General features: G+C 69.0%; 19 protein-coding genes. 15 read left to right on the top strand and 4 right to left on the bottom strand.

Going from position 1 to position 20,150, the window contains the following annotated elements:
- Positions 1–21: 21 nt before the first annotated feature.
- The 6 genes from EDD27_RS49740 (at position 22) to EDD27_RS49715 (ending at position 4,186) form a co-directional block, all read left to right on the top strand.
- Entirely contained in the window at positions 22–1,485 is a 1,464-nt protein-coding gene (locus EDD27_RS49740; RefSeq protein ID WP_127939699.1) for a glutamate-cysteine ligase family protein, read from the top strand.
- Positions 1,473–2,132 (top strand): neutral zinc metallopeptidase, encoded by a 660-nt coding sequence (locus EDD27_RS49735; protein ID WP_127939698.1) that lies wholly within the window; start codon positions 1,473–1,475, stop codon positions 2,130–2,132. Before EDD27_RS49740 ends, EDD27_RS49735 begins: the two co-directional genes overlap by 13 nt.
- A gap of 85 nt (positions 2,133–2,217) precedes the next feature.
- Complete coding sequence (locus tag EDD27_RS49730; protein ID WP_127939697.1) at positions 2,218–2,478, top strand: WhiB family transcriptional regulator; 261 nt, start codon at positions 2,218–2,220, stop codon at positions 2,476–2,478.
- A gap of 181 nt (positions 2,479–2,659) precedes the next feature.
- On the top strand, positions 2,660–3,343 hold the full coding sequence (locus tag EDD27_RS49725) for a CPBP family intramembrane glutamic endopeptidase (RefSeq protein ID WP_127939696.1): 684 nt from the start codon (positions 2,660–2,662) through the stop codon (positions 3,341–3,343).
- A gap of 208 nt (positions 3,344–3,551) precedes the next feature.
- Positions 3,552–3,776: a type II toxin-antitoxin system VapB family antitoxin gene (locus tag EDD27_RS49720; RefSeq protein ID WP_127939695.1), complete on the top strand. Its 225-nt coding sequence runs from the start codon at positions 3,552–3,554 to the stop codon at positions 3,774–3,776.
- Complete coding sequence (locus tag EDD27_RS49715; protein WP_127939694.1) at positions 3,758–4,186, top strand: PIN domain nuclease; 429 nt, start codon at positions 3,758–3,760, stop codon at positions 4,184–4,186. Before EDD27_RS49720 ends, EDD27_RS49715 begins: the two co-directional genes overlap by 19 nt.
- Positions 4,187–4,189: 3 nt before the next feature.
- Here the strand turns inward: EDD27_RS49715 and EDD27_RS49710 are convergent, their stop codons facing one another.
- The gene (locus EDD27_RS49710) at positions 4,190–4,909 is read right to left on the bottom strand and encodes a PIG-L deacetylase family protein (RefSeq protein WP_127939693.1); all 720 of its coding nucleotides are present in this window, start codon (positions 4,907–4,909) and stop codon (positions 4,190–4,192) included.
- A 96-nt stretch (positions 4,910–5,005) separates the two neighbouring features.
- Here EDD27_RS49710 and pcrA point away from each other — a divergent pair, with 96 nt between their 5' ends.
- Both pcrA and EDD27_RS49700 read left to right on the top strand, forming a co-directional pair.
- On the top strand, positions 5,006–7,264 hold the full coding sequence (gene pcrA, locus EDD27_RS49705) for an ATP-dependent DNA helicase (RefSeq protein ID WP_479680938.1): 2,259 nt from the start codon (positions 5,006–5,008) through the stop codon (positions 7,262–7,264).
- 64 nt (positions 7,265–7,328) lie between these two features.
- Positions 7,329–7,865 (top strand): hypothetical protein, encoded by a 537-nt coding sequence (locus EDD27_RS49700; protein ID WP_127939692.1) that lies wholly within the window; start codon positions 7,329–7,331, stop codon positions 7,863–7,865.
- Positions 7,866–7,887: 22 nt separating this feature from the next.
- Here the strand turns inward: EDD27_RS49700 and EDD27_RS49695 are convergent, their stop codons facing one another.
- The 3 genes from EDD27_RS49695 to EDD27_RS49685 all read right to left on the bottom strand — a co-directional run bounded on the left by EDD27_RS49695 (position 7,888) and on the right by EDD27_RS49685 (position 10,790).
- Positions 7,888–8,811, bottom strand: a complete 924-nt coding sequence (locus EDD27_RS49695; protein ID WP_127939691.1) for a L,D-transpeptidase — start codon at positions 8,809–8,811, stop codon at positions 7,888–7,890.
- A gap of 135 nt (positions 8,812–8,946) precedes the next feature.
- A complete protein-coding gene (locus EDD27_RS49690) occupies positions 8,947–9,579 on the bottom strand; it encodes a response regulator (protein WP_127939690.1) in 633 nt (210 codons plus the stop codon).
- Positions 9,576–10,790 carry an ATP-binding protein gene (locus tag EDD27_RS49685; protein ID WP_127939689.1) on the bottom strand — a complete coding sequence of 405 codons (1,215 nt, stop codon included), beginning with the start codon at positions 10,788–10,790 and terminating at the stop codon, positions 9,576–9,578. The genes EDD27_RS49690 and EDD27_RS49685 overlap by 4 nt, the downstream gene beginning before the upstream one ends.
- Before the next feature lie 114 nt (positions 10,791–10,904).
- Between EDD27_RS49685 and EDD27_RS49680 the strand changes: the two genes are divergently transcribed.
- The 7 genes from EDD27_RS49680 (at position 10,905) to EDD27_RS49650 (ending at position 20,135) form a co-directional block, all read left to right on the top strand.
- Positions 10,905–12,599 (top strand): PspC domain-containing protein, encoded by a 1,695-nt coding sequence (locus EDD27_RS49680; protein ID WP_164904144.1) that lies wholly within the window; start codon positions 10,905–10,907, stop codon positions 12,597–12,599.
- 43 nt (positions 12,600–12,642) lie between these two features.
- Complete coding sequence (locus EDD27_RS49675; RefSeq protein WP_241564658.1) at positions 12,643–12,798, top strand: hypothetical protein; 156 nt, start codon at positions 12,643–12,645, stop codon at positions 12,796–12,798.
- A 71-nt stretch (positions 12,799–12,869) separates the two neighbouring features.
- Positions 12,870–13,352: a (2Fe-2S)-binding protein gene (locus EDD27_RS49670; RefSeq protein ID WP_127939686.1), complete on the top strand. Its 483-nt coding sequence runs from the start codon at positions 12,870–12,872 to the stop codon at positions 13,350–13,352.
- Positions 13,349–15,763 carry a xanthine dehydrogenase family protein molybdopterin-binding subunit gene (locus EDD27_RS49665; protein ID WP_127939685.1) on the top strand — a complete coding sequence of 805 codons (2,415 nt, stop codon included), beginning with the start codon at positions 13,349–13,351 and terminating at the stop codon, positions 15,761–15,763. Before EDD27_RS49670 ends, EDD27_RS49665 begins: the two co-directional genes overlap by 4 nt.
- A complete protein-coding gene (locus EDD27_RS49660; RefSeq protein ID WP_127939684.1) occupies positions 15,760–16,614 on the top strand; it encodes an FAD binding domain-containing protein in 855 nt (284 codons plus the stop codon). Before EDD27_RS49665 ends, EDD27_RS49660 begins: the two co-directional genes overlap by 4 nt.
- A 75-nt stretch (positions 16,615–16,689) precedes the next feature.
- The gene (locus EDD27_RS49655; RefSeq protein ID WP_127939683.1) at positions 16,690–17,382 is read left to right on the top strand and encodes an SRPBCC family protein; all 693 of its coding nucleotides are present in this window, start codon (positions 16,690–16,692) and stop codon (positions 17,380–17,382) included.
- Positions 17,383–17,489: 107 nt separating this feature from the next.
- Entirely contained in the window at positions 17,490–20,135 is a 2,646-nt protein-coding gene (locus EDD27_RS49650; RefSeq protein ID WP_127939682.1) for a bifunctional glycosyltransferase/CDP-glycerol:glycerophosphate glycerophosphotransferase, read from the top strand.
- Positions 20,136–20,150 lie beyond the last annotated feature (15 nt).

The following is a 20,150-nucleotide window of genomic DNA, read 5'->3' as shown; positions in this document are numbered from 1 at the left end:
TGGCGTGCGACATTTCCAGATATGGGCAGGGACGTGCCGGTCGTGGTCTTCAGCCGCGAAGACCGGCGGAACTATCGCGAAAAGGTGCGACGATGCCTCGACGTCTTCGCCCAGATGCTGCGTGAATCCCGTTTCGAGCTCGAACGCCCGCTCGCCGGCCTGGAGATCGAGCTCAACATCGTGGACGCGGACGGCGAGGCGGCCATGCGCAACGCCGAGGTGCTCGCCGCCATCGAGCAGCCGGACTGGGCCACGGAGCTGGGCCAGTTCAACGTCGAAATCAACATCCAACCCCAGGAGCTGTCCGGGCACGGCGCCCTCCGCCTGGAGAACGACGTACGGGCCCGGCTCAACCACGCCGAGGAGCGCGCCCGCTCCGAGGGCGGGCACCTGGTCCTGATCGGCATCCTGCCCACGCTGCGCGAGCAGGACGTCCACGAGGGCTCGCTCTCCTCGAACCCCCGCTACCGCCTGCTCAACGAGCAGATCTTCGCCGCCCGAGGCGAGGATCTGCACCTGTGCATCGAGGGCGTGGAACGTCTCGACACGCACGCCGACAGCGTCGCGCCCGAGGCCGCGTGCACGAGCGTGCAGCTCCACCTGCAGGTCAGCCCCGAGGCGTTCGCCGCGCACTGGAACGCAGCCCAGGCCATCGCCGGGGCGCAGGTCGCGGTGGCGGCCAACTCGCCTTACCTGTTCGGCAAGGAATTGCACCGGGAGACCAGGATCGCGCTGTTCGAGCAGGCCACGGACACACGGCCGGCCGAGCTGAAGGCGCAGGGCGTGCGGCCGCGCGTGTGGTTCGGCGAGCGGTGGATCACGAGCGTCTTCGACCTGTTCGAAGAGAACGTCAGCTACTACCCGGCCTTGCTGCCGCTCTGCGAGGACGAGGATCCCCGTACTGAGCTCGAAGAGGGACGCATCCCCAACCTCCACGAGCTGACCCTGCACAACGGCACCATCTACCGATGGAACCGGCCGGTGTACGCGGTGGTCAACGGCATGCCGCACTTGCGTGTCGAGAACCGCGTGTTGCCCGCCGGGCCCACCGTGGCCGACGTCGCGGCCAACGCGGCCTTCTACTACGGGCTGATGCGCGTGTTGCCGGACGCCGAGCGGCCGATCTGGAGCCGGATGTCGTTCCAGGCAGCGGAGGACAATCTCAGCGCGGCGGCGCGGCACGGGCTGGATGCGCGGCTCTACTGGCCGGGGATGGGCGAGGTGCCCGCCTCCGAGCTGATCCTGCGCCGCCTGCTGCCGATGGCGCAGGAGGGACTGGCCAAGTGGGGTGTCGACGGGCCCGTCGCCGACCGGCTGCTGGCGATCATCGAGGGGCGCTGCCTGACGGGGCGTACGGGGGCGACCTGGCAGGTGGAGCGGGTTCATGCGCAAGGAGGTGACCGGCATGAGGCGCTGCGGGCCATGACCCTCGAGTACATCGAGCGTATGCACACGAATGAGCCCGCGCACCTATGGGAAGTGTGAAGCCCGTGGCCCTCCGTCCGCTGCTGATCGTGCTCCTCGTCCTGGTGCTGGCCTCCTGTGGCATCGTGCGCCCGCCGTCCATGAATCCGCGGGGTGAGGACACCTTCGAGGACGACATCCGTACGGCGCGGACGTTGACGGAGGAGTTCTGGAAACAGCAGTTCTCCCGGATAGGGGAGACATATCGGCCCATTGCCGATTTCATCCCGTACTCCGGCAGCTCCGGGCCGAGTTGCGGCGGCCAGCCCTCCGTGCCGAACAACGCCTTCTACTGCCCCGTCGGCCACTTCATCGCCTTCGACCAAGATTGGATGGAGGCCCTCTGGACCGAGATGGGCGACGGATCGGTCTACGTGATCATTCCTCATGAGTTCGGCCACTCCATCCAGGCTCAGCTGCGATCCACCTTCGAGCTGAACGTGGAGATGGAGCTGCAGGCCGACTGCTACGCGGGCGGCACTCTGTCGGCCCTGGTCAACTCCGGCGTCCTGAACACGGAGCAGGGCGACGAGGAAGAGCTGCTGATGAGCCTGGCGGCCGCCGGCGACCCCACGGACGACTGGCTGAACCCGGCCGCCCACGGCACGGCCGAGCAGCGGCAGGTGGCGTTCGCGAAGGGTTACCGCAACGGAGTGGCTGCCTGCTGAGGTCGTGAGGGTCTCCCGTGGGTGTATGCCTCGATCAACCCAGAGGATGATGTGGTCGATCATGACCACGCCGTACCGTTGACGCATGCCAATGGAGGAGATCGGCTGGCTGCGCCGGGGGGCGTGCAGATCCAGCGACCCTGACCTCTTCTTCCCACTCGCCCCCTCGCCTCTGCAGGAAGCGCGCGCCAAGGCGGTCTGCGCGGGTTGCCAGGTGCTGGAGGAGTGCCGCTCCTACGCATTACGAGCGGGTGAGTCGGAGGGCATCTGGGGCGGCCTCACCCCGGAAGAACGCCGCCGCAGTCGTTTCCCAGCCGGCTGGCGCAACTCAGCCGCCGCCTCCTGACCGTTCCTCACCCGTCTCTGCCCGGGCCGGATGCCGCTCACGCCGTTGCGGAACGGCGTGAGCGACGTTTGAGCATGGACCTGAGGCTCGGCATCCCGGCGCGGAACGCGCGTGGGTCTGGGCCGGGGGCGGTTCTCGTGAGGTGGGTCGCGCCGGGTGCGGCGCGACGTAGCCTGCAAGGGTGCTCCTCCGCTCGATCGCCGTCCTCGCCGCCGCCAACCTCATGAACAACAAGGTCGCCCCCCGCCTGGGCCCCCTGACCTCGACCGCCGCCACGGCCGCCCTCGTGGCGATGGCCCGCAGGTCCGGCCTGTCGTGGGAGGAGCTCGGCTTCGAGCACGGCCGCCGCGGCGCGATCGCGGGCGGCGCCCTGGCCGCGGCGGTGGCCACCGCCTACACGGTCGGCATATCGCACCCCCGCACCAGGCCGCTCTTCCACGACGAGCGCGCCCTGTCGCTTTCCCACGCCCGCGTCCTGGAGGAGGCCCTCCTCCAGGTCCCGCTGGGCACAGTGCTGCTGGAGGAGGTGGGCTTCAGAGGGGCTCTCTACGCCATGCTGCGCCAGAGGCACGGCACGGTCGCCGCCACAGCGGTCTCCTCGGCCCTGTTCGGCCTCTGGCACATCCTGCCCGCCATGGACATGGCCCGCGCCAACCCGGCCCTGGGCGCCCTGACGGCCGGCGAATCCCCTAACCATCTGGACATGGCGCGGGTGGTGGCCGGGAGCGTGGTGTCCACGGCGGCGGCCGGGGTGCTGTTCTGCGAACTACGCCGCCACAACGGTCTCCTGGCCCCGGCCATGCTGCATCTGGCGACCAACTCTTTGGGTTATCTCTTCGCCCGGATTGCCGCGAAGAAGAAGTAAGTCCGCGCGTCGCCGTCACTCCGTGAAGGAGAGTTCTTCACCTATGGATGAAGATCCTCTCCCTTTTCATGGAGCGTTCCATATGCGCCTGACCTCGATGCTTTACGGTCTCCCGGAGCGCTCTCCCCGAGGCCGGTGCCGCCTCGGGGAGTGCGTATATCAAGATCACGAGTTCTGATATACGCTGGAGGTACGGAGGTGGTGTTGCATGCGTACGGTAATCGACATCGACAAGGAGCTTCTGGAGACCGCCCAAAGGAAACTCGGGGCGACGACCATGAAGGAAACGGTTCACGCCGCACTCCAAGCAGTCGTCGAGCGGGACGCGGAAAGGGCCAGCGCAATCGAGGCGTTCGAGTTCTGGCGCACGGAGGGGAGCCCGGATCTGCTCGATCCGGAAATCATGAAGCATGCGTGGCAACAACAGGACTGATGTACCTGCTCGACAAAAGCGCCCTGGCGCGCATACGCACCAGCGACGTGGTCGCCAAGGCGCTGCATCCGCTCTACGCGGCCCGAGTCGTGGCGACCTGTAGCGTCATCGACCTCGAGGTGCTCTATAGCGCCCGCGACTTCGGCCACTACCAGCGCATCCTGCAGGCCCAGCGCGAGTGCATCTCGCTCCCCGTGGACCAGGAGGTGCAGAGGCGGGCCATGGAGGTGCAGATGCAGCTGGTCAAGCGCTCTCACCACCGCGGCATCGGGCCGAATGATCTGCTGATCGCCGCCTGTGCCGAGGTGCACGGGGCGACGGTCCTGCATTATGATCGCGACTTCGACGTCATCGCCGAGGTCACCGGGCAGCCCACGCTCTGGGTGGTGCCACCGGGCTCGGTCCCGTAAGACCTACGCCGTGGGGACCACCTGGAAGGCCTCCGCGTAGCGGTCCTCGCCGAAGCCGGCCTCTTCGGCCCAGGCGGCGAAGCGGCCCTTGACGAACTCGGCGAACCCTTCCACGTGCGACACCTGGCTCACATGCGACTGCAAGGCCGCGAGCTTGCGGTCCATGGCGTCGGTGATGTCCACCCAGTGGTTCGGGGTCGGGCCGCCGTTCAGCCAGACCTCCCGCACCGTCCACGCCTCGAGGCCCTCGTCCTTCAGCAGCTCGGGGAAGGCGTAGGGGTTGCGGGCGTCCGGGTAGACGGCGTCCAGGGTGGCGCCGCCGACCGCACGGTGGTCGGGGTGGCTGGGGGCGATGAACCGGTAGTTACGATCCGGGTGGTGAGTGATGACCAGGTCCGGCCTGACCTGGCGGATCACGCGGGCGATGTCGCGCCGCAGCTCCAGGGACGGCACCACCTGGCCGTCCGAGTAGCCGAGGAAACGTACGTCCGTCACGCCGACGGCCTTGGCCGCGGCACGCTGCTCGCCCCTGCGAAGCTCGGCCATGCCGGAGTTGTCCAGAGTACGTTCGTTGCCGCCCGCGTCACCGTCCGTGACCAGCAGGTAGGTGACCTCCACGCCCCTGTCGACGAACAACGCCACACTCCCGGCGGAACCGAAATCGGCGTCGTCGGGATGCGCGGTCACGACAAGTACCCTGTTGATCTCGGCTTCCGGCAGCATGAGTCCCCCTTCTTGACCTTCCGTTGAATCACAACCGGAGCCCTGCCTATGGCATTCCATGCGCCGTTTGTCGGTGGCGGGTCTTAACCTAGACGCGTGCCCACCCAAGTCTCTGTTGACCACCCCTTGCTCGACGGTCTCAACCCGCAGCAGCGCGAGGCCGTGATCCATCACGGCGGTCCGCTGCTCATCGTGGCGGGGGCGGGGTCGGGAAAGACGCGGGTGCTGACCCATCGCATCGCTTACCTGCTGGCCGAGCGCAAGGTGCACCCGGGCGAGATCCTGGCGATCACCTTCACCAACAAGGCCGCCAAGGAGATGAAGGAGCGCATCGACAAGCTGGTCGGGCCGCGGTCCAAGGCCATGTGGGTGATGACGTTCCACAGTGCCTGCATGCGCATCCTGCGGCGGGAGGCCAAGCGGCTCGGGTTCCCGTCCAGCTTCTCGATCTACGACCAGGCCGACTCGCAGCGGCTCATGGCGATGGTCTGCAGGGAGATGGAGCTCGATCCGAAGCGCTACCCGCCGCGCTCGTTCTCGGCGCAGGTCAGCAACTTCAAGAACGAGCTGATCGACTACGAGACCGCGATGGACAAGGCGGGCTCGCACCTGGAGAAGACGCTCGCGCAGGCATACAAGGCCTATCAGCTCAAGCTGACCGAGGCCGGCGCGATGGACTTCGACGACATCATCATGAACACGGTGACGTTGTTCCAGCTCTTCCCCGAGGTGGCCGAGCACTATCGGATGCGGTTCAGGCACGTGCTGGTGGACGAATACCAGGACACCAACCACGCGCAATACATCCTGATCAGGGAGCTCGTGGGGCATCCCGAGCTGCGCACCGTGGACGGAGACCTGGTGCGGTCCGGGGCCGACCAGTCCGAGTTGTGCGTGGTGGGCGACGCCGACCAGTCCATTTACGCCTTCCGGGGCGCGACCATCCGCAACATTTTGGAGTTCGAGCGCGACTATCCGGACGCGCGGACCATCCTCCTGGAGCAGAACTATCGCTCCACGCAAAACATCCTGGCCGCGGCCAACGCCGTGATCTCGCGCAACGAGTCGCGCAAGCCCAAGAACCTCTGGTCCGACCAGGGCGACGGGCCCAAGATCGTCGGATACGTCGCCGACAACGAGCACGACGAGGCCATGTTCGTGGCCCAGGAGGTCGACCGGCTCAGCGACGAGGAAGGTGTGAAGCCGAGCGACGTCGCCGTCTTCTACCGGACCAACGCCGCGTCCCGGGTGTTCGAGGAGATCTTCATCCGCACCGGACTGCCCTACAAGGTGGTCGGGGGCGTGCGCTTCTACGAGCGCAAGGAGGTCAAAGACCTGCTGGCCTACCTGCGGGTGCTGGCCAACCCGGCCGACGTGGTGTCGCTGCGGCGCATTCTCAACGTGCCCAAGCGCGGCATCGGCGAGCGCGCCGAGGCGATGATCGAGGCGCTGTCGTCGCGCGAGGGCATCACCTACTGGGACGCGCTGCGACGGGCCGACGAGGCCTACGGCATGGCGACGCGATCGCTCAACGCCGTGCGCGAGTTCGTCGCCATGATGGAGGAGCTGATCGCCAAGGCCGAGGGCGTGCCACCGTCGGCGCTGGCCGAGGAGGTGCTGGTGGCCACCGGCTACCGCGCCGAGCTGGAGGCGTCCGAGGACCCGCAGGACGAGTCTCGGCTGGAAAACCTCAACGAGCTCATCTCCGTGGCCTCGGAGTTCGAGGAGGCCAATCCGGAGGGCACGCTGGTGGAGTTCCTGGAGCAGGTGTCGCTGGTGGCCGACGCCGACCAGATCCCCGACGTGGACGGCGGGCAGGGCGTCGTCACGCTGATGACGCTGCACACCGCCAAGGGCCTGGAGTTCCCCGTGGTCTTCCTGACGGCCATGGAGGACGGGGTCTTCCCGCACATCCGGTCGCTGGGCGAGCCGAAGGAGCTGGAGGAGGAGCGGCGGCTGGCCTATGTGGGGATCACGCGGGCGCAGAAGCGGCTCTACCTGACGCGGGCGGCCGTGCGCAGCTCGTGGGGGGCGCCGTCGTTCAATCCCGCCTCGCGCTTCGTCAACGAGGTGCCGGGCACGCTCATCGAATGGCGTACCGATCCGGAGAAGTCGGCGTGGAGCGCGGCCACCCGGCGGGAGCCCGCCGCCCGGCCGGCGGCGACGGCGAAGAGCGGTGGCGGGCGCAAGGTGCCCTCGCTGGCGCCCGGGGACCGGGTCTCGCACGACGCGTTCGGGCTGGGCACGGTGGTGGCCGTGGACGGGGTCGCGGAGAAGACCAAGGTCAAGATCGACTTTGGCACTGGCGGGGAGAAGACACTGCTGCTGGCGTACGCGCCGCTCGAGAAGTTGTGACTCCCTCGATCGGGTAATCGGCGATTCCGGACAGCCGGGGCATGGATGGCTAACATGCCGACCCATGAACTTACCGGCGAAGATCGCGTCCGTGGCGCTCGCGGCCGCCACCGGGGCCGTTTCGGTCCCGGTGGCCTCACCCGCGCTGGCCGCCGAGGGCGACATCCAGGTCAGGAACGTCGGCACCGGCCTTTGCCTGACCCTCGGCCACGACCCCCATCGGCGCGAGCTGGGTCTGGTCGCCCGGTCCTGGCACTGCCAGTCGCGCGACGTCAAGACCCATACGTGGCGGCGCATCGCCCGGTCCCAGCTCGCCAATGTCGGCACGATCGGCAGCAAATACGGGACGTTGTGCCTGGGGCCGTTGAAGGGCTCGGCCGTGCTGATGCGCCGGTGCGGTTCCGATCGCCGTCAGCGGCTGACGTTCACGGTGGTCGATCAGCAGCGGATCTCGCGCGAGAACTTCCTGGTGATCAAGTGGAAGGGACGGTCAGGAGACATGTGCCTGCGGACCAACTTCCGGCAGGAGGTCTTCGCCGAACGGTGCCAGCCCGGCAATCGGGACGCGCAGTGGCGGCTGGTGAACTGGGACTGGTCCTGAACCAGCCGCCGGCGGCCGGGCGTTACAGCGCGCTGCCCTTCTTCCACTGGGTCCAGTTGAGCTGCCAGTAGCTCCAGCCGTTGTTCCACTGCAGCTTGCGCTTGGTGCCGGTGATCTTCACGACGTCACCGCGCTGGGCGATCGTGTAGAAATACTTGGCCCCGGCCGGGGTGGCGCGGACGCAGCCGTGACTCTGGTTGGAACGGCCCAGGAAGTGGTAGTAGCCGGCGCTCTGGTGGACGTACTCACCGCTGTCGGAGATGCGGACCGCCCACGGGATCTCCTCCTTGTAGTAGCGCGGATCCTTCGGATCCGTCACGCCCATCCAGGAGGAGGTCATGGTCTCGACGGCCTTCTTGCCCATCGTGAGGTGGATGCCGCTCGTGGTCAGGTAGACGTCCACGCCGTTCCTGATCAGGCCGCCCTTTCCGGCGCTGATCGGGATCTTCTTGGCCAGCTTGCCGTTCCGGTAGACCTTCATCTGGTGCGTACGGGTGTTGACCACGGAAATGTGCTGCGCGCCGACGGCGAAGCGGCGGGAGACGTCCTTGGCGCCGGTGTTACCCGGCAGCTCCGACAATCTCGCGGTGAAGAGCACCTTCTGGTACGGCTTCCAGTACGTCTTGGTCCGGTAGATGACCTTGCGCGCCGACACCCACCGCCAGGCGCCTTCGACCGGCTTCTCCGGCGTCACTTCCAGCACAGCCTCGACGGTCGCCCTGTCCTTGGCTTTGACGTCACGGTCGAACGTGACGATGATCGGGAAGCCGACGCCTACCTTCTCGCTCTTCTCCCCCATGGGGGTGATGTCGGCGATGTCGAGCTTGACCTTCTTCGCCGGGGCTGCGGCAGCCGCGGCCGCGGGAGTCTGGATCGCGGTGGCCTGGGGTCGCGGTGCGGGGACACTCTCCGCCGCACACGCCGTCGCGGCGACCAGTGCGACCATGGCCGGAAGTATCCGGGTGACGCGCTTCAAAGGGGTTACTCCTGGACTAAGTGCCTATCTACCTCCTTGTGTGACAATTGAGACCAGTGTTTCGTCTGCCGAAAACGGATAACTTTCCAGTAACGGTGTAATCCGCTAGACCAGGCGGCGTGCGGTGGCCCAGCGGGACAGCTCGTGGCGGTTGGAGAGCTGGAGCTTGCGCAGGACGGACGAGACGTGTGTCTCCACCGTCTTGACCGAGATGAACAGTTCCTTGGCGATCTCCTTGTACGCGTACCCGCGCGCGATCAACCGCAGCACCTCGCGCTCGCGCTGCGTCAGCGAGTCGAGCTCGGGGTCGATCGGCGGCGCCTCCGACGAGGCGAACGCGTCCAGCACGAACCCGGCCAGTCGCGGCGAGAACACGGCGTCGCCATCGGCGACCCGGCGGATGGCGTCGGTCAGCTCCTTACCGCTGATGTTCTTGGTGACGTAGCCGCGCGCGCCGCCCCTGATCACGCCGATGACGTCCTCGGCCGCGTCGGAGACCGACAGGGCGAGGAAGCGGACCTGGGAGCCGGAGCCCAGAACCCGGCGCAGGACCTCCTGGCCACCGCCCCCCGGCATGTGCACGTCCAGCAGCACCACGTCGGGCTGGTGCTCGGCGATCGCCTTGACGGCCGACTCGACGTCCTCGGCCTCGGCCACCACCTCGATCGAGTCGCCCAGCTCGGCGCGTACGCCAGACCGGAACAGCCGGTGATCGTCGACGATCAATACGCGCGTCATGCCTTCTCCACCTTCATCGTCAACATCACTTCCGTGCCCTCACCGAGCTCGGTGCGTACGCGGGCCGAACCTCCGTGCCGCTCCATTCTCCCGATGATGGACTGCCTGATCCCCATCCGGTCGAGCGGCACCGCCTCCAGATCGAACCCCTTGCCCCGATCCTTCACGAAAATCGTGACCTCTTCACCCTCTACTTCGGCGTAGACGGAGATGGAGGGACTTTCAGAGTATTTGGCGGCGTTGACCATCGCCTGCCTGGCCGCTTTCAGCATGGCGCCGAGCCGGCCACCCCCGTCGAGGTCGATGTCGCCGACGCAGACGACCTCGATCGGCACGCCGTGCGCGTCCTCCTCCTCGGCCGCGATCCTGCGTACGGCGGCCGCCAGCGTGGCGTCGGCGTCCTGCGCGGGCTGGTAGAGCCAGTTGCGCAGCTCGCGCTCCTGGGATCGGGCCAGGCGGGTGACCTCGCGCGGGTCGTGGGCGACACGCTGGATCAGCGTGAGGGTGTGCAGCACCGAGTCGTGCACCATGGCCGCGACCTCGGCGCGTTCCTCCTGCCTGATGCGCTCGCGCCGCTCCAGCTGCAGCTCCTTCCACAGGCCCGCGAGCCAGGGCGCGGCGATGACCGCCAGGCCGCCGACGACCACGACCGTGAACAGCAGCCCCGGCCTGGCCTGGGCCAGCTCGCCCTGCGAGTACAGGAATCCGGCCGCGCCGATCACCACGAGCACCACGCCGAGCAGCGTGCGCACGCGGTTCTTCCTGATGCTGAGTGCCGCCCCGCTCATCCAGCTCCGGCGGCGCTCGGGGTCGGCCTGCTGCCAGAGGATCAACGCGCCGATGCCGCCAACCGCGAACGGCAACATGCCGATCCCGCCCTGGGAGGCTCCGGTGAGCCAGCCGAACGCGAGCAACGCCACCCCGATCGCGGTGAAGGCCGCGAGCTGGCTCCAGTCCCGCGTCGGCGGCTGCCCCTGGTACGGCTGCCGCGGCGTGATCATCCACAACACCGCGTACATCACCGCGCCGACGCCGTCGACCACACCGACGCTGAGCAGCACGAACGCCAGCCTGATCACCACGGGATCGAGCCGGAGCTGCGTCGCCAGCCCCTGGGCGACGCCGCCGAGCAGGCGGCCTTCCATGGGGCGCATCATGCGCCGGTAGGGCGCGTCGCCGGTGGGCTCGGCGAGAGTCTTCTGGTCAGCCATAACATGGCCATCGTCACATGTCGGGGATGTCCTGGGCATCAGGGAACAACCCCCGGGTCGGGTCAGGGGTGTCCCGGATGCGAGTACTACGCGCGTGGGGCCACGATGGGTTTCATGACAGAAGCTCCGCCCAGAGAACCTGCCGCCACCCGCAAGGTACTGCGACGTAGCGGCGAGGGACGCATCCTCATGGGAGTGTGCGCTGGGCTCGGGCGGCACACCGGCATCGATCCCGTGGTGTTCCGGGTGACCTTCGCCGTGCTGCTGCTCGGCTCTGGTGTCGGCCTGTTCCTGTATCTGGCGGCGTTCCTGTTGATGAAGGAGCCGAACGGGCGGCCGGGGATCATCGAGCAGTGGACGCGGCGCGACTTCGACGGTGACGCGGTGCTGGCGCTGCTGACGGCGGTGCTGGCCTTCGGGCTGGCCATCAACCTGGCCACGGTCTGGTTCGGCACGGGGACGCTGGTGGTCGGCGTGCTCCTGGCCGTGTCGCTGCTGGCGGCGCACTCCAGCGGGGTGGATCTGGTGGGGCTGGCCCGGTCGATGCCGGAGCGGCTCAGCCGCCGGCGCGTGGACGAGCAGGCCGCGCCGTCCTACGCCGGCCAGCCGGCCGCTCCCCCGGTACGTCCGGCGCCCCCCGTCCGGCCCGAGCCCACGGCCTCGCCGGCGCCTGGACAGGCCGCGGAGCCGTACCAGGCCGGGGACCCCATGGCACCGGCCCCTGAGGCGCCGGCCATGGGCACGACGACGCCGGGCGCCGCGGCCCCGGAGACGGCCCTGGATGGCGAGGCAGCGCGCGCGAACGAGACCGCCGCCTACCCCAGCGCGGCCGCCGATGCGGGCGAGACCGCCGCCTACCCCAGCGCGGCCGCCGGTGCGGGCGAGACCGCCGCTTTCCCCGGCGCGGCAGCGCGCGGGGACGAGCCGACGGAGCGCGCGAGCGAGACAGCGGCTCTCGCCGGCGATGCGGCGGCCCGCGCGAGGGAGACGACCGCCCGGGCGCGCGAGGCGGCGGCCCGCCCCGATGAGACGCGGGTGAGCGAAGCGGCGGCCTCGGCGAGCACCTACACCCCGTACGGCGAGCCCTTCGCGCCCAGCGGCCCGTACCGGCCGCTGGACCCGGCCAAGCGGGCAGGCGGCTACTCGTCGTACGACCCCATCCTGTACGGCCGCCCGCTCCCGAAGAGGGAGCGAAGGCCGAAGTCGTTCATCGGCGCCATCACCATCCTGCTGGCAATCATCATTGGAGGGATCGTCGTGGCGGTCCAGGCCAGGTCGGCCGCCGGAGTGAGCCCGACCATCGTCGGCGGCGCGATGCTCATCACCATCGGCGCCGGGCTGCTGATCGCGGCCTGGTGGGGCCGGGGCGCCGGGCTGGTGGCGGCCGGGACCGCGGTGGCGCTCATCGTGAGCGTCGGCCTGATGCTGGGCGGCCTCCCCCGGAACATCGGCCCTTCCGAGTGGGCCCCGACCACGCTCGCCGAGCTGAGCGCCACGTACGACGTCGGCGTCGGTGACGGCCGGCTGGATCTCTCTGAGCTGGAGCTGTCCCCGGGCACGACGGCGACGGTCAACGCCGCGGTGTCGGTGGGCGAGCTGCAGGTGATCGTGCCGCCGACGGTCAGGCTGGAGGTGCACGCCACCAACAAGATCGGCGACATCACGGTCGACCAGTCGGTGCGCGGCGGCGTGGACATCCGGCTGGACAAAGTGCTGGAGCCGGAGACGGAGCCCAAGGGCAAGGTCTCGACGATCGTGCTCAACCTGAGGGGCGGGCTCGGCGACATGGAGGTGCGGCGTGCCGCGTGAGGGTGAGGTCGAGCGGCCCCGCCGGCTCCACAGGACGGACTGGATGGCCCTGCTCAGCGGCGTGCTCTTCGTCGTTCTGGGTATTTTGATCGTGACACGCGCGATCAGGGATCCGCTGGTCCTGATCGGCGTCATGGTGCTGGGACTGGCGTTCGCAGGGCTTGTCGCGATCGTCGCACGGGCGGTCCGCGGTAAGTGACCCTTGACCCCGAGTAACACCGGCGTAGGTTCGGGTGTGTCCGCCTTTCCCCTGCTCCTGAGGGAGGACGTATGCCCCGAATCACCGTCACCGTCGACGGGGTCAAGTACGAGGAGGACGTCGAGCCGCGGCTCCTTCTCGTCCATCTGCTACGAGAACGGCTGGGCAAGACCGGCACCCCTGTCGGCTGCGACACCAGTAACTGCGGCGCATGCACGGTCATGCTCGACGGCAAGAGCGTGAAGAGCTGCTCGGTCCTCGCCGTCCAGGCCGACGGCTGTGACATCGTCACGATCGAGGGCCTGGGCGTCAACGGGTCGATGCACCCCATGCAGCAGGCCTTCCACGAAGAGCATGCCCTGCAGTGCGGCTACTGCACGCCCGGCATGGTCATGGCCGCGATAGACCTGCTCAGGGACGATCCCGATCCGTCGGAGGAGACGATCAGGCACGGCCTGGAGGGCAACCTCTGCCGCTGCACGGGCTACTGCAACATCGTCCGCGCCGTACGCAAGGGCGCCCAGGAAATGGGACGGGCGGTGACCACGCCATGAGCGAAGTGGACGCCGGCCTGGTGGCCGAGCAGATAGCGGACAGCGACCAGATCAACGAGCCGACGGGCGCACGCGAGGTGGGCCGGCCGCGTAAGCGCAAGGAGGACGCGCGGCTGCTGACGGGGCGCACGCAGTGGACGGACAACCTGTCGCGTCCGGGGCTCCTGCACGTGACGTTCCTGCGCAGCCCGATGGCGCACGCCAGGATCACCCGGGTCGACGTGTCGGGGGCGCGTGAGCTGCCGGGGGTCGTGGCGGCGTTCAGCGGCCAGGACTTCGCCGCCGAGCAGGGCAGCCTGCCCTGCGCGTGGCCGGTGAGCGAGGACGTGGTCATCCCCGACCACCCGCCGATGGCGGTGTCGGAGGTGCGGTACGTCGGCGAGGCCGTGGCCTGCGTGATCGCGACCGACCGCTACCGCGCGGCGGACGCGCTGGAGGCCATCGACGTCGAGTACGAGCAACTGCCCGCGGTGCTCGACATGAGGGAGGCACTGACCGCGGACAGCCCCAAGGTGCACGAGGCGGGCAACAAGGCGTTCAGCGCCAAGATCACCTCGGGTGACATCGAGGCCGCCTTCCGGGACGCGCCCATCGTCATCGACCGGACGTTCCGGCAACAACGGCTGATCCCGAGCGCGATGGAGCCGCGGGCGGTCATGGCCGACACGGACGGCGACTCGTACACGGTGTGGTCGTCCACGCAGATCCCGCACGTGCTGCGGGTCATGCTGGCGGTCGTGACCGGCATTCCCGAGCACAAGATCCGCGTGATCGCGCCTGACGTGGGCGGCGGGTTCGGCTCGAAGCTGCAGGTCACCGCCGAAGAGGTGCTCTGCCTGCTGCTCGCCCGCAAGCTGGGCAAGCCGGTCAAGTGGACCGAGTCCCGCTCCGAGGGCAACCTGACCGTGCACCACGGCCGCGACCAGATCCAGCACCTCCGGCTGGCCGCCGACGCCGACGGGCGCATCCGCGGTCTGCAGGTGGACCTGCTGGCCGACATGGGCGCGTACCTCATGCTGGTCACGCCGGGGATCCCGCTGCTCGGCGCCTCGATGTTCAACGCGATCTACAAGATGGACGCGTACGAGTTCGCCTGCACGGGCGTGTTCACCACCAAGATGCCCACCGACGCCTACCGCGGCGCGGGGCGGCCCGAGGCGACGTTCGGCATCGAGCGGGTGATGGACGAACTGGCCGCCGAGGTGCGCATGGACCCGCTGGAGGTGCGCAGGCGCAACTGGATCAAGCACGAGGAGTTTCCGTACACCACGATCTCGGGGCTGACCTACGACTCGGGCAACTACGAGGCGGCGACGGACAAGGCGACCGCGATGTTCGGCTACGACAAGCTGCGCGCCGAACAGGCCGACCGGCGGGACCGGGGCGACCCGGTGCAGCTGGGGATCGGCGTGAGCACGTACACCGAGATGTGCGGTCTGGCGCCGTCCAGGCTGCTCGGCGAGGCCAAGTACGCCGCCGGCGGCTGGGAGCACGGCTCGGTGCGCCTGCTGCCGACGGGCAAGGTCGAGGTCATCACCGGCACCTCCCCGCACGGGCAGGGCCATGTGACGGCGTGGAGCCAGATCGTGGCCGACGCGCTCGGGGTGCCGTTCGAGGACGTCACGGTGTTGCACGGAGACACGGCGATCGCCCACAAGGGCATGGACACCTACGGCTCGCGTTCGCTGGTGATCGGCGGCATCGCGGTGCTGAAGGCGTGCGAGAAGGTCAAGGACAAGGCCCGCAGGCTGGCCGCGCACGTGCTGGAGTGCTCGCCGGACGACCTGGAGTTCGAGGCGGGCGCGTTCAAGGTGCGGGGCACGGAGTCGCAGAAGACCATCCAGGAGCTGTCGTGGGCCGCTTTCGCGGCGCACGACCTGCCCGAGGGCGTCGAGGCGCGGCTGGACTCCGACGCCACGTTCGACCCGGAGAACTACTCCTTCCCGCACGGGACCCACCTGTGCGCGGTGGAGGTGGACACCGAGACGGGCATGGTGAAGATCCGCTCGTACGTGGCGGTGGACGACGTCGGCAAGGTGGTGAATCCGCTGATCGTCGAGGGGCAGGTGCACGGCGGCATCGCGCAGGGCATCGCGCAGGCGCTGTTCGAGGAGGCCGTGTACGACGCCGACGGCAACCTGCTGACCACGACGATGGCCGACTACCTGCTGCCGTCGGCGGCGGACCTGCCGACCTTCACCCTCGACAGGACCGAGTCGCCCGCGACGAGCAACCCCCTCGGGGTCAAGGGCGTCGGCGAGGCCGGGACGATCGCCTCGACCCCGGCCGTGGTGAACGCCATCGTGGACGCCCTGCGCCCGTTCGGCATCCAGGACGTCGAGATGCCGTGCACGCCCGAACGTGTCTGGCGGGCCCTGGGAGAACGAGCGCAGGAAGGAGTGCGGCCATGATTCCCGCGCAGTTCGAGTACGTGCGCCCGGAGTCGCTCGCCGAGGCGTCGCAGGCGCTCGCGTCGGACGAGGACGCCAAGGTCCTGGCCGGCGGGCAGTCGTTGCTGCCGCTGCTGAGGATGCGGCTGGCGTACCCGTCGACGCTGGTCGACATCGGGCGGCTGACGGAGCTGAAGGGCGTGCACGACCGCGGTGACCATGTGTTCATCGGCGCGATGGCCACGCACGACGAGGTCATGCGCTCCGACGTGGTCAACGCCGGCTGCCCGCTGGTGGCGCTGGCCGCCGCCCACGTGGCGGATCCGGCGATCAGGCACCGGGGCACGTTCGGCGGCTCGCTGGCGCACGCGGATCCGGCAGGCGACCTGCCGGCCGTGGTGCTGGCCCTGGACGCCGTGTTCGTGGCCAGGTCGGCGCAGGGCGAGCGGGAGATCCCCGCCGCCGACTTCTTCGTCGACTACCTCGAGTCGTCGCTCGAGCCGGGAGAGATCCTGGCCGGGGTGAAGATCCCGAAGCTGGGCGAGGGCTGGGGCTTCCACTACGAGAAGTTCCATCGCACCGCGCAGGCGTGGGCCATCGTCGGCGTGGCGGCGGCCGTCAAGCGCTCCAACGGCGCGATCGCCGAGGCCAGGATCGGGCTGACGTGCATGGGCCCGACGCCCGTGCGCGCCCGCGCGACCGAGTCCGCCCTGCAGGGCATGGAGCTGGGCGACCAGATCCGGCAGGCGTGCGAGGACGCGGCGGCGGACACCTCGCCGCCGGCGGATCTGCACGCGCAGCCGGACTACCGCCGTCACCTGGCCAGGGTCCTGACCCACCGCGCGGTACGCACCGCCGCCGGGGCGCCCTGACCTCTACCTGGGGCGCCTCTTCCAGGGGCGCCCCAGCCGTCGTACTGTCGCAACATCGGCAGAAGGAGCGGATCGATGGCGATGCGGTTCGAGCACGAGTTCACTGTTCCAGTCCCGATCGAGCAGGCCTGGGCCGTGCTGCTCGACGTAGAGCGGGTCGCGCCGTGCCTGCCCGGGGCGACACTCGACATTTTCGAGGGCGACGAGTTCACCGGCAGGCTGAAGGTCAAGGTCGGCCCGATCATGGTGACCTATCGGGGGTCGGCCAGGTTCGAGGACGTGGACAAGGACTCCCACACGCTCTCCATCCAGGCGTCGGGCAAGGAGGCCCGTGGCTCCGGCACGGCCTCGGCCACGGTCAAGGCCCGGATGACGCCGCACGAGGGGGCAACGGCGGTGACCGTGGAGACGACGTTCAACGTGACCGGGCGGCCCGCCCAGTTCGGGCGGGGCGTGATGGCCGAGGTGGGCGCGAAGCTCATCGACAAGTTCGCGGAAAACCTGGCCGAGCTGCTGTCCGAGCCCACCGTGGAGCCCGCCCAGCCGCAGGCGGCGCAGGAGGAGGAGCGGCACCTGAGCGCCGTGCCCACGCCCGATGAGGACATACGCCCCGCGGGCACGCTGCGTACCTCGCGCACTCCTGACGAGGAGGCGCTCGACCTGCTGGAGATCGCCGGGCAGCCGGTGCTGAAGCGGCTGGCGCCTATCGCGGCGGCGCTCGTGGGGCTGGTGATCATCGCTTGGGTGATTCGTCGCGTTATGCGCTGACGCAAACACTCAGGATTCAGGCAAAACTCCACCAACTCCGGACACTTCCCCCAGCTCGGGGGCAGGGCCATCCCCGCAGGCAGTTGGACCAGCGGGGGGACTTGGGGATGCCGGACTGCACCGTTGTCGTGATCACGTATAACGACGCGGCCCGCCTGCCCAGGGCGGTGCGCTCGGTGCTCGGCCAGTCGCTCCGCGATCTCGAAGTGATCATCGCCGACGACGCGAGCACCGACGACACCCCGCAGGTGGCGGCCCGGCTCGCCGAACACGATGCACGGGTCCGCTACCTGCGCAGAGAGGTCAACAGCGGAGGCTGCGGGGCGCCGCGCAACGACGGCATCGACGCCGCGGCGGCGCCGTACGTCATGTTCCTCGACAGCGACGACGAGCTGCCCCGGCACGCGTGCAAGAGCCTGCTCACCGAGATCGAGCGGACCGGGGCGGACTTCGTGTCGGGGCAGATCTCGCGGTTGTTCGAGTCGAACGGGCGGCTCGTGCCGTACTATCCGTCGTTGTTCGCCCGGCGGCGGGTGGTCGAGGGCATCCGTGCGGAGCCCGGGCTGTTCCTGGACTGCTTCAGCACGAACAAGCTCTACGACGTGGGCCGGCTGCGGGAGAGGTCGTTGCGCTTCCCGGAGGACATCCACTACGAGGACCACGTCTTCGCCGCCGAGTTGTACGCGGTGTCACGCCGGTTCGCGGTCGTGCCCTGGGTGGTCTACCACTGGCACCGGGCCCCGACGAACGCCTCGATCTCCCTCAGCATCGACGACATGGAGAACGTGCGCCAGCGGGTCATCGCGGCCCGGCTGAGCGACGACATCCTGCGCGCGCACGGGGCAGAGGACCTGGTGCCGCACCGGCAGCGCCGGTTCCTGCGGCAGGACCTGCGGGTCTATCTCAACCCGCTGCCGGCGCGGGACCTGGTGTGGGTCAAGGAGTTCGCCTCGATCGTGCGGCCGTACCTGGAGGAGATCCCGGCCGAGCTGATGGACGAGGCCGAGCCGCTCGAACGGGTCTGCTGCCGGCTCATCCTCGACGATCGGATCGAGGACCTGCGGATCGCGGCCGGCTCGCTGACCGGGCCGCGGGCCGCGCCGCGGGCGGCCGTGCAGCTCAACGGGCGCACGTACTGGGGCACGTCGGTCTCGCCGGGGCTGGACATCACCGGGCTGCGGCTGGCCGAGCTGCCCTTCTCGGCCTCCCGGCTGCGGCACGAGGCGGTGGAGATCGCCTGCGACGGGGACCGGGTGCGGATGACCGTGCGGAGCTACGATCCGTTCGGCTCGCTGCCGCTGGACTGGACGGCGTTCCTCCAGCTCGGCAGGGAGAAGATCCCCATCGAGCCGGAGCCGTCCGGCGAGGGCGGATACGTCACCGAGGTCGTCTTCACGCCTTCCGGAACGTGCGATCCGCGCATCGGCTTCACCAGGGCCTCCGACGGGCACACCACGACCGACCGGATCATCGCCGACCCGCGCACGCCGCCGATCGAGCTGCCGGGGTGCCGGCTGCTGGTCGAGGGCTACGCCGCGTACCTGTGCGTGCGATCCGATCCCACCCCGCGGTCGGTGTGGCGGCGGGTCAAGCAGGCGTTGCTGAAACGGCTCAACACTCCGCGCCTCAAGCTACGCGCTTACAAGATGCTGATCAAGGTGCTACCGCGGCGACGCGACCTCGCGTTGTTCGAGTCCGACGTCGGCAAGAGTTGCAGCGGCAGCCCGCGGGCCGTCTACGAGGAGTTGCGGCGGCGGGGATCGCCGGTCGAGGTGGTGTGGTCGGTGGCCAAGAACCGCGGGCATTTCCCTCGCGGCGTGCGGCTCGTACGGCGCGGCAGCTGGCGTTACCTCTGGACGATGGCGCGGGCCGGGATCTGGGTGGACAGCCACGGGTTCCCGCTGGACTACCCGAAGCCGCGCGGCACCCGCTACCTGCAGACGTGGCACGGGCAGGGCATCAAGTCGATCGGCTTGGACGCGCCCGACCTGCGGGCCGACTTCGACAAGCCGCGGGCGCAGTGGCGGGCGGCGGTGGCACGGTGGGACGCGCTGGTGTCGCCGAGCGCGGAGTTCTCGCGGATCTTCGTGCCCACCAACGGGTACACGGGCAAGGTCTACCGGTACGGGACGCCGCGCTGCGACGCGCTGGTCAGGGGCGAGGCCGTCGGGGACGTGCGGAGGCGGCTGGAGATCCCGCATAGGCGACAAATCCTTCTTTATGCGCCTACTTACCGGGATTGGGCAAAAGGGAGCGGCAAATCCGTACGGGTCGATCTGGAGATGCTCGCCGAGGAGCTGGCCGACGACTGGGTGCTGGTGCTGCGGACCCATCCGGTCGAGCGTTACAACCCGCCCGAGCACCTCAAACATTTCGTCCGGTCCGCCGGGTCCTATCCCGAGATCAACGATCTGATGCTGGCCTCGGACGCGCTGCTGACGGACTACTCGTCCGTGATGTGCGACTACGCGATCACCGGCAAGCCCATGGTGTTCTTCATCGACGACTGGGACGACTACCGGCTGTCGGAGCGCGGCGTCTACCACGACCTGCCGGCCATCGCGCCAGGGCCGTGTGTCACGACGACGGAAGAGCTGGTGAAGGTGATCAGGCGGCTGCCGGACGTGCACGCGTCCTTCGCCGGACGGTACGCGGCCTTCCGCGACCTGTGGTGCGCCGACGAGCGCGGGGACGCGGCCGCCAGGATCGTGGACGACTTCTTCGGGCCCGATCTCGCCAGGGCGACCCGGTGAGGGTGGTCTTCGCCT

It is taken from the genome of Nonomuraea polychroma, assembly GCF_004011505.1.
Classification (GTDB): domain Bacteria; phylum Actinomycetota; class Actinomycetes; order Streptosporangiales; family Streptosporangiaceae; genus Nonomuraea; species Nonomuraea polychroma.
This window is presented reverse-complemented; position numbering and strand designations above follow the sequence as displayed.

What these genes read in the sequence shown, in the direction of transcription:
- EDD27_RS49740 (WP_127939699.1), top strand. Translation starts at nt 22, where the DNA reads ATGGGCAGGGACGTGCCGGTCGTGGTCTTCAGCCGCGAAGACCGGCGG.
- EDD27_RS49735 (WP_127939698.1), top strand. Translation starts at nt 1,473, where the DNA reads ATGGGAAGTGTGAAGCCCGTGGCCCTCCGTCCGCTGCTGATCGTGCTC.
- EDD27_RS49730 (WP_127939697.1), top strand. Translation starts at nt 2,218, where the DNA reads ATGCCAATGGAGGAGATCGGCTGGCTGCGCCGGGGGGCGTGCAGATCC.
- EDD27_RS49720 (WP_127939695.1), top strand. Translation starts at nt 3,552, where the DNA reads ATGCGTACGGTAATCGACATCGACAAGGAGCTTCTGGAGACCGCCCAA.
- EDD27_RS49710 (WP_127939693.1), bottom strand. Translation starts at nt 4,909, where the DNA reads ATGCTGCCGGAAGCCGAGATCAACAGGGTACTTGTCGTGACCGCGCAT.
- EDD27_RS49700 (WP_127939692.1), top strand. Translation starts at nt 7,329, where the DNA reads ATGAACTTACCGGCGAAGATCGCGTCCGTGGCGCTCGCGGCCGCCACC.
- EDD27_RS49695 (WP_127939691.1), bottom strand. Translation starts at nt 8,811, where the DNA reads ATGGTCGCACTGGTCGCCGCGACGGCGTGTGCGGCGGAGAGTGTCCCC.
- EDD27_RS49690 (WP_127939690.1), bottom strand. Translation starts at nt 9,579, where the DNA reads ATGACGCGCGTATTGATCGTCGACGATCACCGGCTGTTCCGGTCTGGC.
- EDD27_RS49685 (WP_127939689.1), bottom strand. Translation starts at nt 10,790, where the DNA reads ATGGCTGACCAGAAGACTCTCGCCGAGCCCACCGGCGACGCGCCCTAC.
- EDD27_RS49680 (WP_164904144.1), top strand. Translation starts at nt 10,905, where the DNA reads ATGACAGAAGCTCCGCCCAGAGAACCTGCCGCCACCCGCAAGGTACTG.
- EDD27_RS49675 (WP_241564658.1), top strand. Translation starts at nt 12,643, where the DNA reads ATGGCCCTGCTCAGCGGCGTGCTCTTCGTCGTTCTGGGTATTTTGATC.
- EDD27_RS49670 (WP_127939686.1), top strand. Translation starts at nt 12,870, where the DNA reads ATGCCCCGAATCACCGTCACCGTCGACGGGGTCAAGTACGAGGAGGAC.
- EDD27_RS49665 (WP_127939685.1), top strand. Translation starts at nt 13,349, where the DNA reads ATGAGCGAAGTGGACGCCGGCCTGGTGGCCGAGCAGATAGCGGACAGC.
- EDD27_RS49660 (WP_127939684.1), top strand. Translation starts at nt 15,760, where the DNA reads ATGATTCCCGCGCAGTTCGAGTACGTGCGCCCGGAGTCGCTCGCCGAG.
- EDD27_RS49655 (WP_127939683.1), top strand. Translation starts at nt 16,690, where the DNA reads ATGGCGATGCGGTTCGAGCACGAGTTCACTGTTCCAGTCCCGATCGAG.
- EDD27_RS49650 (WP_127939682.1), top strand. Translation starts at nt 17,490, where the DNA reads ATGCCGGACTGCACCGTTGTCGTGATCACGTATAACGACGCGGCCCGC.